General features: G+C 61.2%; 15 protein-coding genes and 1 tRNA gene. 6 read left to right on the top strand and 10 right to left on the bottom strand.

Going from position 1 to position 13,651, the window contains the following annotated elements; translation table 11 throughout:
• Nucleotides 1-32: 32 nt before the first annotated feature.
• The 6 genes from R6Y96_RS04890 to cfbA all read right to left on the bottom strand — a co-directional run bounded on the left by R6Y96_RS04890 (nucleotide 33) and on the right by cfbA (nucleotide 6,253).
• Nucleotides 33-1,223, bottom strand: a complete 1,191-nt coding sequence (locus R6Y96_RS04890) for a nitrogenase component 1 (protein ID WP_318622400.1) — start codon at nucleotides 1,221-1,223, stop codon at nucleotides 33-35.
• A 97-nt stretch (nucleotides 1,224-1,320) separates the two neighbouring features.
• Nucleotides 1,321-2,190 carry a branched-chain-amino-acid transaminase gene (gene ilvE / locus R6Y96_RS04895; RefSeq protein ID WP_318622401.1) on the bottom strand — a complete coding sequence of 290 codons (870 nt, stop codon included), beginning with the start codon at nucleotides 2,188-2,190 and terminating at the stop codon, nucleotides 1,321-1,323.
• 55 nt (nucleotides 2,191-2,245) lie between these two features.
• Nucleotides 2,246-3,619 carry a Ni-sirohydrochlorin a,c-diamide synthase gene (gene cfbB, locus R6Y96_RS04900; protein ID WP_318622402.1) on the bottom strand — a complete coding sequence of 458 codons (1,374 nt, stop codon included), beginning with the start codon at nucleotides 3,617-3,619 and terminating at the stop codon, nucleotides 2,246-2,248.
• Nucleotides 3,616-4,680 carry a Ni-sirohydrochlorin a,c-diamide reductive cyclase catalytic subunit gene (gene cfbD, locus R6Y96_RS04905; protein ID WP_318622403.1) on the bottom strand — a complete coding sequence of 355 codons (1,065 nt, stop codon included), beginning with the start codon at nucleotides 4,678-4,680 and terminating at the stop codon, nucleotides 3,616-3,618. Before cfbD ends, cfbB begins: the two co-directional genes overlap by 4 nt.
• Nucleotides 4,681-4,684: 4 nt before the next feature.
• Nucleotides 4,685-5,839, bottom strand: coding sequence for a coenzyme F430 synthase (gene cfbE, locus R6Y96_RS04910; protein ID WP_318622404.1), 1,155 nt, complete (start codon nucleotides 5,837-5,839; stop codon nucleotides 4,685-4,687).
• Between the two features lie 6 nt (nucleotides 5,840-5,845).
• Nucleotides 5,846-6,253: a sirohydrochlorin nickelochelatase gene (gene cfbA / locus R6Y96_RS04915; protein ID WP_214022705.1), complete on the bottom strand. Its 408-nt coding sequence runs from the start codon at nucleotides 6,251-6,253 to the stop codon at nucleotides 5,846-5,848.
• Nucleotides 6,254-7,048: 795 nt separating this feature from the next.
• Here cfbA and R6Y96_RS04920 point away from each other — a divergent pair.
• From R6Y96_RS04920 to R6Y96_RS04935, 4 genes are all read left to right on the top strand, one after another.
• Complete coding sequence (locus R6Y96_RS04920) at nucleotides 7,049-8,188, top strand: methanogenesis marker 9 domain-containing protein (protein WP_318622405.1); 1,140 nt, start codon at nucleotides 7,049-7,051, stop codon at nucleotides 8,186-8,188.
• Nucleotides 8,157-8,981 carry a triphosphoribosyl-dephospho-CoA synthase gene (locus tag R6Y96_RS04925; protein WP_318622406.1) on the top strand — a complete coding sequence of 275 codons (825 nt, stop codon included), beginning with the start codon at nucleotides 8,157-8,159 and terminating at the stop codon, nucleotides 8,979-8,981. Before R6Y96_RS04920 ends, R6Y96_RS04925 begins: the two co-directional genes overlap by 32 nt.
• On the top strand, nucleotides 8,969-9,538 hold the full coding sequence (locus R6Y96_RS04930) for a DUF447 domain-containing protein (RefSeq protein ID WP_318622407.1): 570 nt from the start codon (nucleotides 8,969-8,971) through the stop codon (nucleotides 9,536-9,538). The genes R6Y96_RS04925 and R6Y96_RS04930 overlap by 13 nt, the downstream gene beginning before the upstream one ends.
• A 138-nt stretch (nucleotides 9,539-9,676) precedes the next feature.
• Entirely contained in the window at nucleotides 9,677-10,117 is a 441-nt protein-coding gene (locus tag R6Y96_RS04935) for a fasciclin domain-containing protein (RefSeq protein WP_318622408.1), read from the top strand.
• 18 nt (nucleotides 10,118-10,135) lie between these two features.
• Here R6Y96_RS04935 and R6Y96_RS04940 read toward each other — a convergent pair whose 3' ends face one another.
• The gene (locus R6Y96_RS04940; protein ID WP_318622409.1) at nucleotides 10,136-10,330 is read right to left on the bottom strand and encodes a hypothetical protein; all 195 of its coding nucleotides are present in this window, start codon (nucleotides 10,328-10,330) and stop codon (nucleotides 10,136-10,138) included.
• 28 nt (nucleotides 10,331-10,358) lie between these two features.
• Nucleotides 10,359-10,547, bottom strand: coding sequence for a DUF1156 domain-containing protein (locus tag R6Y96_RS04945; protein ID WP_318622410.1), 189 nt, complete (start codon nucleotides 10,545-10,547; stop codon nucleotides 10,359-10,361).
• Nucleotides 10,548-10,707: 160 nt separating this feature from the next.
• On the opposite strand from R6Y96_RS04945, the gene R6Y96_RS04950 reads away from it, so the two are divergent.
• The gene (locus tag R6Y96_RS04950; protein ID WP_318622411.1) at nucleotides 10,708-11,649 is read left to right on the top strand and encodes a hypothetical protein; all 942 of its coding nucleotides are present in this window, start codon (nucleotides 10,708-10,710) and stop codon (nucleotides 11,647-11,649) included.
• 104 nt (nucleotides 11,650-11,753) lie between these two features.
• Nucleotides 11,754-12,386: a hypothetical protein gene (locus tag R6Y96_RS04955; RefSeq protein ID WP_318622412.1), complete on the top strand. Its 633-nt coding sequence runs from the start codon at nucleotides 11,754-11,756 to the stop codon at nucleotides 12,384-12,386.
• Nucleotides 12,387-12,391: 5 nt separating this feature from the next.
• Here R6Y96_RS04955 and R6Y96_RS04960 read toward each other — a convergent pair whose 3' ends face one another.
• Nucleotides 12,392-13,318: a DUF3883 domain-containing protein gene (locus tag R6Y96_RS04960; protein WP_318622413.1), complete on the bottom strand. Its 927-nt coding sequence runs from the start codon at nucleotides 13,316-13,318 to the stop codon at nucleotides 12,392-12,394.
• 97 nt (nucleotides 13,319-13,415) lie between these two features.
• Nucleotides 13,416-13,490 (bottom strand) — tRNA-Glu (locus R6Y96_RS04965).
• Between the last annotated feature and the right edge of the window lie 161 nt (nucleotides 13,491-13,651).

Genomic DNA, 13,651 nt, shown 5'->3' on the forward strand with positions numbered 1-13,651 from the left:
TCCCGGGCCGGATCTCAAAAACCGCTCCCCCTCTACCTGCCGCTCTGACCCGGCTTCTCTCTCGTCAGCGCCTCGACAATATGCCTTGCGCCTTCAAACCCGAGCGTCCTCTGGCTGCCGTGCATCATATCCAGGTGCTCGATCCCGAGCGAGGCGGCCAGCGGCCGCTCAAGCATGCCGCCAAAGATCAGGTCGATCCTCCCGGCTAAAAGCCTCTCCCGGATCACCTCCTGCTCCGGCTCGACCAGGATCGCGCACCCCGGCCCGGCCAGGCCGCTCAACCGCTCCAGGTTGCCCGGGTCGAAGTCCACAACGATTAGCGACGGCGCAAGCCCCAGGTCCGCCAGGAACCGGGTCATCCCGATCGCCCTCGTCGGCCCGCTTACGATCGCCACCCGCCTCCCGGCCAGGGCCTCCCGGCAGAGTTCGTCGCCCTCCTCATCCCGGAGAGGGTAACGCCCAATCCCCAGAGTGTCGGCAACGCTGTCCAGGAACCGGATGGTGGCGGCATGACCCACAGGGATATCGGCGACGATGAACGGCGTGCCGCAGACCCGCTCAAGCAACTTCGCCGCCTCAAGCCCGGCCGGCTCGCAGAGAACGATGTTTAACACCGCCTCCCCCAGGCGCTCAAGGTCATCGACCGCTGCGTTCGCGGTCAGCGTCGCGTTGACGCGGACGCCGATGAGACCCAGTATCCGCACAAGTTCCCTCAGGTCCGGCCCGCCCCGGAGAAGACCGACCAGGTTGACCGACCGATCCCTGACCTCGCCCGGCGGCCCCCGGACAAACTCCTCGACCAGCCGGCAGAGGGTCTCGCTGTAACCCTCCCTGAAATCCCCCTCAAACCCGCCGGCCTCAATACCGACAACCCGTGCAGATGTCGAGGCGGCCCTCGCCGCGGCGTTTAGATCCTCGCCGATGATGCTTGAGACGCAGCATGAGAGCACCGCGATCAGGTCAGGGTGGAGGCTCGCATCGATCTCCTCAATAGCCTCCGTGAGCTTCTCCTCGGCGCCGAAGATGACATCATGCTCATCAAGACAGGTCGAGTAGACCTCCGATGGCCGGTCGCCCCGCATCCCCAGGATGTAGTTGATGTGATATACACAGCCCTTCGGGCCGTGGACGAGCACAACGCACCGCTTCACCGTAGAAAGCGCTTTTATCGCGCCAAAGACCTTGCACGTCGCCCTCGGGATCTTAACCGCACTGCCCGCCATAAATGCGGCACACCTCCAGGAAACCTCCTGATGATCAACTCTTCAGCCTTCAGGTAGTTATACCTGCAGCCTCGCCGGAGAGAAAAAAGTGGAAGCCTTACCCCTCGATCGGGGTGCCATCCTTCTGGGTGGCCGTCCTGAAGGCGGCCATCAGCTGCCTGGTGATGGGTCCGGGCTTCCCGTTCCCGATCACCCGCCCGTCGATCTCGCGGATCGGCGCAACCTCCGCCGCCGTCCCCGTGACAAAGACCTCGTCGGCCGTATAAAGGTCGAAATACCCGAGATCACGCTCAAGAACCGTGATCCCCATCGATGCCGCGATCTCCAGCACAACCATCCGGGTGATCCCGCGCAGGTTGTTCAGTGTCGGCGGAGTGATGATCACACCGTCCTTGACGACAAATATGTTGTCCCCGGACCCCTCAGAGACGTGACCCTTCGTATCGAAGAAGATCGCCTCATCGACCCCCCTGTAGTTTGCCTCGATCTTTGCCAGGATGTTGTTTAAGTAGTTGAGGCTCTTCACGTTCGGCGGCATCGACTCCGGCGGCGTGCGCCGGACCGAGACGCAGATCGCCCGGAGCCCATTATCGTAGAGGTCGCCGTACATCGCCCCCCAGGTGACGGCGATGACGATGACGGTCGGTTTTGCGCATTTCAGCGGGTCAAGCCCGAGATCGCCCTTACCCCGCGTCACGATCGGGCGGATGTAGGCGTCCCGCAGGCTGTTTTGCCGCAGCGTCTCCTTGATGACCTCCGCCATCTCCGCCTTCGTGAGCGGGATGGCGAGATCGATTGCCTTTGCCGAGTCGTAGAGCCGTGCAAGGTGCTCGTCAAGACGGAAAATTTTACCGTTGTAGGCGCGTATCCCCTCGAAAACACCGTCACCATAGAGGAGCCCGTGGTCAAAGACCGAGACCCTGGCCTCCTCCTCCGGGACGAATCTGCCGTCAAGGTAAATTATCATGGGAGTAGTGTGGTATCGATTTCTTTGTATGTCTTGTGTTTCGTGCACCCCGTTCTCAGCCCTCCCGGCAGGCGTCAACGAAGTGCTCAAACATCCCCCGGCTTGCAACCGGGTGGAGATGCGTGTAGCTCGCGATCGTCTGATCGCGGACGGCGCCGTCGAGCCCGTCGCGGATCCCGCTCCCCCTGCTCAGCCTGTAGGCGTAGCGCGTCCCCGGCGCCAGGTCAACACTGCTGTAGTGGAACTCGTGGCCCCGGAACCCCGCCTCGCCCATAGGGCTCTCTGCAACGCTCCTCCCGACCACGTAGCCGAGCATCCGCCTCGCGGGCATCCGGGTCTCGCCCTGGAACACCCCGACAAGGTCGCAGGACTCCTCCCTCTCCCGGCCCGCAAACCCGGCTTTGAGCACCATCCTCCCGGTCAGGTAGATAAGACCGCCACACTCCGCGTAGATCGGCGTCCCGTTCCTGGAGACCTCGAGGAGCCCCTCCCTCATCGCGGTGTTCGCCTCGAGTTCCGCGCCGAAGACCTCCGGATAACCCCCGCCGATGATGTAGCCGTCCGCCTCCGGCAGACGGTCGTGAACCGGGGAGAACGGGACAACCTCCGCCCCGAGCGATGCCAGGACGTCAAAGAGGTCGGCGTAGTAGAAGTTGAATGCCTCATCCAGCGCGACCCCGATCCTCACATCCGGCTCCTCTGGAACCGCAAACACCGCATCATCCTCCGCCGGGGGTTCAACCTCACGGGCAATCGAGAGCAGCGCCTCGAGATCGACGTTCCCGGCAACCACCCGTTTCACCGCCTCGATCCGCGCCATGAACTCTTCCTGCTCCCGGCCCTCGCGGTACGGGACAAGACCCAGGTGCCGCATCGAGAGTTCCATCTCCGGTGAACGGGGGATGGCGCCGAGAACCGGGATGCCGCAGTAGTGCTCGATCGCGCATACGACCTTCTCCCGGTGCCTGCTTCCCGTGACGTTGTTCGCGATGACCCCCTGGATATCTATGCCGCTCTCAAACCCCTGGAACCCCCTCACTATCGCTGCCGCGCTCCGGGTGATGCTCCGGGCGTTCACCACCAGCACCACGGGAAGGTCGAGCAGTTTTGCTATCGCCGCAGTGCTCCCCAGGTCTGAGAGGGCCTCTGCCCCCTCAAACAGCCCCCGGACGCCCTCGATGACGGCGATCTCCGCTCCCCGGCAGCCGTGGGCAAAGACCGCCCGGTTCTCCGCCGGGCTCATCACGTAGCCGTCCAGGTTCCGGCAGGGCCGCCCGGTCACCCCGGCAAGGTACGAGGGGTCGATGTAGTCCATCCCCACCTTGAACGTCTGGACAGTCCTCCGGGTCGAGAGCAGCGCCGAGAGCGCCAGGGTGATGCTCGTCTTCCCGCTCCCTGAGCGGTCGCCGGCAACCAGGAATGCCTTCATCGCATGCTCCGCAGAACCGCCCCGAACTCGCTCTCGACGATCTCACGGACGCCCAGCGTCTTTGGGTGGAGGTCGATCTCGACCATAACGTGCCGGTGCCCCATCTCCCGCAGCGGTTCGACCTGCCGCGGGCCGTTCGTGATCGAGAAGACCTCTATCCCCTCCGTGTATTCCGGGGGGATGGCGTGGGGAACTCCGACCAGGAGGGCGAAATCCGGGTCGATCTCACGGATCCGCTCCCCGATCGCCTGGCCGTTTGCCCCGTACTCGTCCAGCGCCCCGACGAGTTCGGGCTCGAGACCGCGGCCTCTCATCCCGGCGAGTATGCGTGCGGCGTCCTCCCTGACCTTCGGGAGCCCGCGGTCTTCCAGGTTTGCCATGTAGGTGACCGCGGCCTCCGGGCAGGCATCATGGAGTGCTATCAGCTCGTCGGCGAAGATGTAGGCGGTCTCTTTCTTGGCGTTCATGACCGCAGCACCCGTGGCGCCGCTCCCTGCGAGTTCGAGGAGACGCTCCGCCGCGATGTGTTTGAGGTCACCCCGGGACGGCTCGATGTAGGCCCGGGAAGCCGCTCCCCTCAGCCGTTCCACCTCGTTTGCCTTCAGAAGGAGTGAACGCTGCCGTTCCAGTTCACCTGCACTGATCCAGCCCACCGCTGCCGCGGGCTCCAGGGTTGCCAGGACACCCTCGATGTTCTCCCGGAACCCGGCATGGATATCCACCGCTATCGCCGGTGTGGCTATCCCGGCGTCCAGGATAGCCGACTGGAGGTCCTCACCGATGATCATCGCAACACACGTCCCGACAACCGCCATCCGCCGGGGCGCAAACATCTCTTCCGCCTCACGGAGCACCCGCACCAGGAGGTCGTGGCCGCCGAAGATGAACTCGTTGTCTGCAAGCGATGTTGTCAGGACATGCATACCGTCCTCCTCAAGGAGCCGGGCGTGTTTGAACGAGCAGCCCGACGGCCCGTGGAGTATGGCCACGTCGACGCCGAGGTCCCGGGCGGTGTAAAGAGCCGCAACGATGGAACTCGGCCTTGGTTGAATGTAGTCCATGATCTCATCTCCAGGTTTTTACCGCGAGCACTATCGCGCCCTCCGGCGTGATCTCGCGGGCGGCGGCAAACCCCTCCTCAAGCGTCGCCGCCTCCTCTCCGTCGCCGACATAGACGGTTGCATCAGGCCGGACGGCCGCAACCGCCCGGCTGATCTCGGTTGCGGGGAAACCCTCGCAGACGGCGCGGGCCTCTTCGCCGATGACGAGTGTCAGGGGGGCGTCGCCTGCAAGTTCTCTTGCGTAGCGGGCGGCTTCAACCGTGGTCGCCATGTTCGTCCCGCTGTTTGCGTTGTCGACCACCAGGAGGCTTCCGTCCCGGCGGACGGCCATCCGCCCGGGGATGGGTGTGAACCCGCCCAGGGGGGAGGGATCGATCCCGAGGACGCAGGCGGTCGCGGCCGCAAGCGACAGCGCCGTTCGGTAGCCCGCAAGGCTTAAGAGCGGGTTTTGAAACGACCCGGCGATCCCGTAGCCCGAGTAGCGGCAGGCCTCCCCCTCGACGGATACCACGCTCCCGACCGGGATGCAGCCGGGGATGTCAACCCCCTGCGGGAGCACGACCGTCCGTGCACGGGCGAGCAACCCGAGTTTCGCGGCAAGAGCCCGTCTCTTCCCTGCGGCGATGGGGTAGTCCTCCGCCGATGTCAGGACGGCCGCATCCCCGGCGCCGGTGACACCGAGCGACTCCTCGGCAACCAGCCAGCCGCCGATCCGCTCCGCCTCGCGCGCCGCCGGTATCAGGGAGGCCGGGGTGATGCTCTTCTTCCAGAGGAGTTCCCGTTCGGGGTAGCGGTAGGTGCCGGTCGAGGTGTGCAGGACGCCCGGCCCCGGCATCAGCGCGGCGATGGCGTGGGCGGTGGTGGTCTTCCCCCGTGCCCCGGTGATCTCGATGAACGGCCGCCCCGCGTCGCCGGCGATGAGAAGCCCGACAATCTCGTGGTGCGAGACCGCTGGGCCGTGCTGCTGGAGGAGCGGGTGGTCGGGGTCGAGGTGGACCGGCGCGGTGACAAGGTCGTAGGTGCGGACGAGCGCCTCCTCGACGGGGATACCGATCTCTCCCCGGTAGACGTCCACCTCGTCCACCCGGTGACCGGCATCCCGGAGCGCCACGGCGAGGTCCGCCCCGCCGTGGATGGTGTCCAGCACCAGTATGCGCATTCCGGGTCAGCGTTCCAGTTCGGCTATCGCCTCAGCCGCGTTCTTCAGCATCAACTCGGCCAGCAGCGGGTCGCTCCCGATGGGGCTGGCGTAGACAAGGGGGACGTCCTTTCCGTTCATGTGGAATGTGCCGGCCCGGGCACCCTCGGGCAGCCCCAGGATCGCAGGGATGTCTTTCTCGATGTGGACACCCCTTGCCAGGAAGAGCGGGACGACGACCAGCATCTCGATCTTCTCTTTCCGGAACGCCTCGAGCTGTTCCTGCACGGTGGGGGTGTTGAGGCTCATGAAACCCGCCCTGACGATGTATTCGTCCGTCTTCTCGGCGATGAGTCTTGCGGTGGTCTCCACGAGGTCCTTGTTGTAGGGGAGCTTGCTCCCATGGCCGACCAGTAGCATGCCCTTTTTAGCCATATATTACAAGGTACTACGATACTCGATTAAAATAATTACTGATCCTTATTGAGCAGCGGTTTTCCAGGCTCCCGCCCGCATCCGGGGTTGAGGCTGCCCCTCCATGGACGGATTCCGGGTGGCGGCACCGCCGTGCACCTTTTTGCGAGACGCCGTTGCGGAGAGATTGGAGAGGCGGGGGTGTTCCAGGGGGAGGGGTTTTCAATGAAACGCAGGAGACAGGGGAGGGGATGTTCCATCCCCCCCGTGGGGGCGGTATCCCATCGATACAGTGCCACGGCCAGGATGAGCAGATCCGCGGTTCGATGCGATCACCCACACCGAAATCCTCTCCCTCTCCCCGTGCACGGCTATCCGGACTATCGCCACAGACTGCCCGCCCCCTATTGAGGGGGCGGGAGGAGACCGCGGAGCGGCCGGGCGGTGGGGGTGGTCGACGAATACCGTTCCCGGTGACACGTTGAAACAGGGGGGAGCCGTCTCCGCCTCCCCCCTCCCCGGCGAGCCCCTCCCCCCCGCGGGGCGATTCCCCATGGATACAGTCTCCGGGGATCTGGCAGTCTCTTCGCGGTCTCACCTGACACCCCCCCAAAGATCCTGCCCCAGCCCAGAGCACGATATCCGGTGCTATCATCATACACTTGCCCCCCTCAAGCGGCCGCGTGGTCAGCCGCATAAGACGTTTCACCGCGGTGGTGATCTGGGGCATCAAACCATGAGCGGACCGACTTGATGACCCTTCCCGTGACGCGACGCAAATCAATATCCCCTATCACCGCCAACGGTTGGAGAAGTATGAGAGAAGCTTTTGATCGTTTTGAACTCATCATAAACGATCGGATCGTAAGGACGCCTGTAGCAATAGCCTCCATGGCCGGGATCGTGGATGCGGCCTACGTTCTTGAGCGGGCGGAGCATGTTGGTGCGGCTTTCATAGGCGGTTACTCGATCGACCGCCCCACGATGGAGGCAAGCCGGCAGATGGCAGACGCCGGCCGAAAAGAGTTTCTATATGATGACCCCCTGGAAGCGCTGGGTCGCGAGATCGCTGCCATCCAGAGCAGCGACGTTGTTCTCGGGATCAACCTCCGTGGCAGCAGCCCTGAGTCATACGCCGGTGTTGCGGAGGCGTTTGAGGACAATGTGGTCTACGAGATCGATGCCCACTGCCGGCAGCAGCCGATGCTTGAGGCCGGCTGTGGCGAGCATCTCCTCCAGCACCCTTCAAAACTCTTTGAGATCATCCGCGCCCTGAAGGCCGAGGACGTCACCGTCTCGGTGAAGATGAGGGCCGGGGTCGCCGCAGACGATGCCGCTCTTGCCCGAAGCATATGGAAGGCGGGGGCGGATATCATACACGTCGATCTGATGGACTTTGGGCATTCGAAGGTCCGCCAGATCAGAAACGCCTCCCCCCTGACTTTGATCGCAAACAACTCCATGACCTCCTTCGACCGCGTGATGGATGCCTTCTCCCACGGCGCGGATATGGTCTCGGTTGCCCGGAAGTCCGATCCCTGGACACTTGCGGGACTGGATGCCGCGATCACCCGGGCGGCCGAGGAAGGGGGCTGGTACAACGCCCCGAAACAGATCTGCCGGGGCGGGGATATCCGGGCTCTGGCCTTCTGCTGCATGCCGGTGAAACCCTGTCCGCTCATTGCGACCCTCCAGAAGGTCGGGCTCTCCCCGGAGGACTACCTCAACCTGAAACAGGAGGCGGTGAAGGGGACGCCGCTTGAGGGCGGGGCGATCACATGTTTCGGGAGTCTTGCATGGTGCTGCAAGACCAGTTCCCCCTGCATGTTCCGGAACATGACCCTGGAGAGTATAAACCTCTCGCCGCAGGATTACATGCGCTGCAAACGCCGTCTCTCTGAGACGATCATGCACAGGATATTCGATGAAACAGAATCTGGTGATGGGTCGGGCTGAACGTGCGCAGATGGCGATGATGCTTGAGGTCTGCGCCTACCCGAAGCCCGGGAACGTCGACCGCTGCCATGACTACCCCGATACCCGGCTCGAACACTTCCTGGCCTCGGCCATCATGGTCCGCCCGGTCTTTGATGAGGCCGAGAAGACCGGCGGCCGCGTCGGTAGGCTGATCCGCGATGCGGTCATGCGGACGAACGGCCACTCTGGCGGAAACACCCATTTCGGTGCGTTCATCCTCCTCGTTCCCCTGGTTCTCGGCGGGGATATCGAGGGGGCGCGGCGGGTTATCGCCGGGACGGATCTCCAGGACGCTCTCGATTTCTACGCGGCGTTCGCACTCACGAACGTCAGGGTGTTAAAGAGCGATGAACTTGACGTGAACGACCCGGCATCGGTTGCCGCCATCCGGGAGAGGGGTATGACCCTTGCCGACATCATGGCCTACTCGGCGCCGAGGGATATGGTTGCCCGGGAGTGGACGAACGGTTTTGCCCTGACGAGGCGGTGTGCCGACCTGCTCCACGCCCACGGCTGCGGGAGGAAGGCGATCGTTGCGGCGTTCATGGAGATCCTGGCCTCGGAGCCGGACACCTTCATAGCGAAGAAGCACGGGGTGGCTGCGGCGGAGAGGACGATGCGGCAGGCGGCCGAGGTGCTTGAGGGCAGCCGCGACCTGGCGGCTTTCGACTCTGACTGTGTCTCAGCCGGGATCAACCCCGGTTCGATCGCCGATATCACCATAGCCGGGATCTACGTGGCCCTGGGGGAGGGGTGGCGGTGGGACTGCTGAGCGAGGGGATCAGTGAGGTGATCGCGACCACCTGCCGCAACGCTGCGCCCATCGGGATCATCAACCGCGGCGGTTCGATGCACATGGTCCTCTTCCGGGGGAGCCATACAGCCCGGAACGTCGCCCGGGACCGCCGGGTGGTGGCAAACTTCGTCTTTGACCCGGTGATCTACGTCCGGACGGCGTTTGACGACCTCCCGGACGATGATTTTGTCACCGAGAAGGTCGGGGGAGAGGTCTTCTGCCGTCTCCATGAGGTGGAGGCCTGGGCTGCGTTCACCGCCGAGGTGGAACGATCGAACACCGAGGCGCTTGTCGTCCGACTCACTCCCGTGAAGGAAGAGGTTCTGGAACTCCGGCTGCATCCGGTGAACCGGGGGTTTGCAAGTATTATTGAGGCCACTGTCCATGCAACCCGTTACGTCAGGAAACACGACCCCTGGCTCTTACAACTGATCGAGCACCACGCCGCCCTTGCCCGGAGGTGCGGCGGTGCCAGGGAGCATGAGGCGCTCAGGCTGCTTGAGGAGTATATCGCCGGGAAGACGGGGAAGTGAGGGGTTCTCCCCATGTAAGTCCCCGGGGATGCTTTTTTTGAATTCCGTGAAACGGCCTCCTTTATTACCTCCCGGGAAGGGCCGGCAAGCCCAATTACTCAAGTTATATATACCCCTCAGGCTGATTCAGGGTTATCCATGAAGAGCATCGTTGAGACCGCAGGGGAGGACGCGCAGTTGAGCATATCCGTTGAGTTGCTGCGGGCAGGAGGGCAGGATAAGACACTCCTCGGGCCGGGGGAGTATACAGTATTGTTCCCGACGAACGATGCGTATTCCCTCTTTTCGGAAGAGTTGCTGGACTCCGTCCGGGCCGACCCGGTGAAGGTTGCAAACCTGGTCAGGTTCCACGTCATCCTGGGCAAACTCACCACATACGAACTGGCGGGGATGGAAGCGATCAAGACGCTGCAGGGTGAACACCTGGAGATCTCCGGGGCGCCTCCTGGGATACGGCTGAACGGAGCCGCCATCATAAAGCCCGACATCGAGTGCACAAACGGTATATACCATATCATCGACCGCGTTCTCCTGCCGCGCGCCCTCGAGGCACGGTTGAAGCAGTATGGCACCGGTTGAGTGCTGGACACATCGTTCTCACTCTCTGGTCCCTCCCCGTTTTCCAATCATCATCCAGGCTGCGAGGCAGACCGCCCCGACCGCCAGGTTGATCGCCCCCAGACCCCACACCAGGCTGCTTCCGGCAAGGAAGACCAGAATCAGACCGGCGCTGCCAAAGACCAGACCGGCGCAGTTGATCAGGGCGGATGCGGAGCATGAGCAGATCGGCACAGTCCCGGTTCGTCCGGTCGAGGGCGTTCTAAAAGGCGTCCATCTCCTCCCGCGCCGCACACAGCACCGCCCTGCAGGCCGCCAGAGGCCGGCGCGCCCACCAGATATGCAGGGTCGAGATATGGCCGTGGCGGATGGACTTCTCCCGCCGTGCGTGCTCGGATATTTTCTTAATCGGGAGATCGACTTCGATGAGACGTTTTGGGTAGTGGATCATTCGTATAACTCCGGAGGTGGATGGTTCTCGCTGGACCAGGGGATGAGTGCGTGCTCTCAGAAGAGAGACTGGTATTCTCTATTGTATAGTCGATTCGATCTGATAATTTCGCCCCGCATAAGAAATCCCTATATATTTACTTCATGAATATGATGGTACAATGCTTCAGTCCGAAGTCGTCTCTCACCTGATCCAGCAGATCTATCACTCTCGCCCCGATCTCAAGTTATCAAAAAGAGCGGTACATAAAATCCTCTTCAAGGTGCGGACGGCCCTCCCCGAAGACGACCCGGTCAGAAAGAATATCCCGTTTTACTGGTACAACTACGGCCCTTATTCAGAGGTCGTCGAGGCCTCTATCGATACCCTGAAGGTCAACGGCATCCTCAGAGAGGAGGAGACGCACAGGGGCAACTCCCTCCTCATGCTTACCACCAACCTTACCGATACCCTCAATGAGCTTGAAGAGGCCTCTGCCATCGTCGAGCGCATCGTCAGGAATATCGATCCTTATCACATCGAACCTTTCGTCAACCAGATCTACCGGGAAGATGCTCCCTACGAGTTCATGCCCCTCTATAAAGTGGATTTTCTGAACCTCTTCGAAGAATACCTCAAATTACACCCTGTCGGCCAAACCACCCTCAACCGGTACATTGAGGACGACACAAATCCCCAGATCGACCGCCTGGAAAATCTCATCTACGACTGCGAGGCCGAACTCGTCGAGGAACCGCTCTTCGAAGAGTTCAACGACGAGTTCACCTCATATGTCTCAGGAGCCGGAAAGGCCTTCGACATCATCAGAAAGAATGAGGATAACGCCTACACGATCACCGAATCGACCTGTAAGACCGCTGTGGAGATCTGGTACACCTTTGTCAAAGGGGTGCGCATTCTGGACGAAGGACACGACGAGTACTACGACAATAAACTTGAACAATGGGAAGTGGAATACCGTTCGGCCATCTCGAATATGATCTCAGAGGTGAACGCATTTAACCGAAACATTCGGGAATCGGTCCGCCCTACAAACCGCCGGAATGCCAACGACCGCTCAAAGAGGATCCTCTCCTCTCTGATCGAGGGTTACCTCTCCTGAAGAGAGCGACCACGATGCCCCCCCTCCATCATTTTCTCGACACAAACATCCTTGTCGGATCCCGGATCGAATGGGATGGACAGCACCATCACACTCACCGATACATGCAGCAGGACGGCTTCCTCCGGCATACGAGCGAGCGGGTGTATAAGGAATGCACCGGCGTATTTGGTCTGTTCAGGAGAACGATAACAAAATACCTGAACTATCTTGTAAAATCCCTCCCTGTCTCTCCTGACCCCTTCACCCTCGATCGGACCATCCAGAAACTCACCGAGCGGCATACCCTCTCACTAAAAAACGAGAAAGAGAAGAATGTGCTCGGTTCTTTTGTGCAGCAGAACATGGACGATCTCCGCAACTGTGCCCTGGGAACAGAACAAGATCGGGACACCTTCAGACAGGAGATCATCGACGCCATCAAGGGAGCATTGGATTCACTGGATAGAGATTGCCGTCCCGACGACCCTTCAGCCCCGGTCGTCTGTTACACCTGCTGCCCCGAGAATTATGACTCACATCTCCCGGATCAAAAAAGCGCTCTGATCACCGCCATCGGCTACGAACCAGACATCCTTGTGATACTGGACGCATATTTCATACAGATTAATCGGATAAGGGAGGATGTCAGTCTCGTCACCGCTGACAAGACCCATATTCTGAACAACCGCAAGAAAATCGAGGAGACACTCCCCGGCATCACCATTCGAGAACCGGGGTCTTTCTTCACCGGGTAAGCAGATCACCCCTCAGACGCCCGCAGAATAGCGTCTTTCCCCGCCTGATAGTGCTCCACCGTCACCACCGGCTTCCATCCCAGCCGGACCGGATCCCGGATCAGACGAACCTCAGGCGTAGATGCACAGTTGTACACCACATACAACCAGTAATCGTTCTTCAACCGCGTCGCCGTCCTGTACTCGTTCTCTGTCAGGAACACATCGCCCGTACCGGCACGCCCCTTCACCTCGATAAAGCGGACATCGACGGAGACCCCCGGGTTCTCGGGATCGAACCGCCGGGAGATCTGATCAAAACCGCGGTTTTCAAGTTCCACGCTCTCGACCGCATACCCCTCCCCGTCCTCCGTCACCATCGTATCAAAGTAACTCACCGCCGGACACTTTTCCAGCAGCCCCGAGTGGGTCGCCCCGCAGCTCGCATAACCGTTGAGAATCCGGTAGGTCTGCTGGTATGAGAGCCCGATCGCCTCCTGCAGCATCTTGATCGTAAACTGCTCCAACCCCATCGCCGCCACCGTCTCCAGGGCGGCGGCCTCCTTGGTCATGGTGTCTTTGGTGGGGATCTTGAGGCGCCGGATCTTTCGGTCCGGGAGGTCGGTGTGGCCGTTCTCGATCGCCCACCCATAGAACCGTTTGAGGATGATGTGGTCGGCGATGGTGTTCTGCTTGAAGGGTTTGCCGCGGGCGCTGATGGCGGTCTTGAGGGCGGAGATGCCCTGGTAGATGTCGGCCATGCTGTTCTCCAGGTATGGCCCGATAAACCGCCGCCACCCGACGAGGGTGAAGACGATCTTGTTTGTTCGACCTGCACTGATGTTGTTGCAGGACTGCGATTCGGCGATGAACTCGCGGATCAGGTCGGCGTCACACGCGGTGAGCCTGCCGTTGGCGAGACCACGGTTGATGGAGTTGTGCTCTTGATGCAATGGAAAAGAGCTGTCTGAAAGTGTTGGCGCACATTTCATACGCATGCCTTCGGTCGGGGCGGGAAAAAGGATGTCGGATTTAGACCGAAAGTCAGTATGCTGCTATGGGGATTTGAACCCCAGTCGCAGGAGTGAGAGTCCTGCATGATTGGCCGGTCTACACTATAGCAGCGCAGTGCACCAATGTGCCTTAAAACGTTGTCTGTTATGGTATTTAAACCTGTCCCGCCATTCTCCTCCCGATTTCTGACGGCAACCACTCGATCTGAGCCTGATCCGGGCTTCTTTCTTTGCAATTTCTGGCACAGACACCCATAAGTAGCTTCCCATCTA

Origin of the sequence: Methanoculleus receptaculi (assembly GCF_033472595.1) — an archaeon.
Classification (GTDB): domain Archaea; phylum Halobacteriota; class Methanomicrobia; order Methanomicrobiales; family Methanoculleaceae; genus Methanoculleus; species Methanoculleus receptaculi.

Coding starts and splice junctions, on each gene's coding strand:
- R6Y96_RS04945 (WP_318622410.1), bottom strand. CDS start 10,547: ATGATCCACTACCCAAAACGTCTCATCGAAGTCGATCTCCCGATTAAG.
- cfbD (WP_318622403.1), bottom strand. CDS start 4,680: ATGGACTACATTCAACCAAGGCCGAGTTCCATCGTTGCGGCTCTTTAC.
- R6Y96_RS04935 (WP_318622408.1), top strand. CDS start 9,677: ATGAAGAGCATCGTTGAGACCGCAGGGGAGGACGCGCAGTTGAGCATA.
- R6Y96_RS04955 (WP_318622412.1), top strand. CDS start 11,754: ATGCAGCAGGACGGCTTCCTCCGGCATACGAGCGAGCGGGTGTATAAG.
- R6Y96_RS04925 (WP_318622406.1), top strand. CDS start 8,157: ATGAAACAGAATCTGGTGATGGGTCGGGCTGAACGTGCGCAGATGGCG.
- R6Y96_RS04890 (WP_318622400.1), bottom strand. CDS start 1,223: ATGGCGGGCAGTGCGGTTAAGATCCCGAGGGCGACGTGCAAGGTCTTT.
- cfbE (WP_318622404.1), bottom strand. CDS start 5,839: ATGCGCATACTGGTGCTGGACACCATCCACGGCGGGGCGGACCTCGCC.
- R6Y96_RS04950 (WP_318622411.1), top strand. CDS start 10,708: ATGCTTCAGTCCGAAGTCGTCTCTCACCTGATCCAGCAGATCTATCAC.
- cfbB (WP_318622402.1), bottom strand. CDS start 3,619: ATGAAGGCATTCCTGGTTGCCGGCGACCGCTCAGGGAGCGGGAAGACG.
- ilvE (WP_318622401.1), bottom strand. CDS start 2,190: ATGATAATTTACCTTGACGGCAGATTCGTCCCGGAGGAGGAGGCCAGG.
- cfbA (WP_214022705.1), bottom strand. CDS start 6,253: ATGGCTAAAAAGGGCATGCTACTGGTCGGCCATGGGAGCAAGCTCCCC.
- R6Y96_RS04920 (WP_318622405.1), top strand. CDS start 7,049: ATGAGAGAAGCTTTTGATCGTTTTGAACTCATCATAAACGATCGGATC.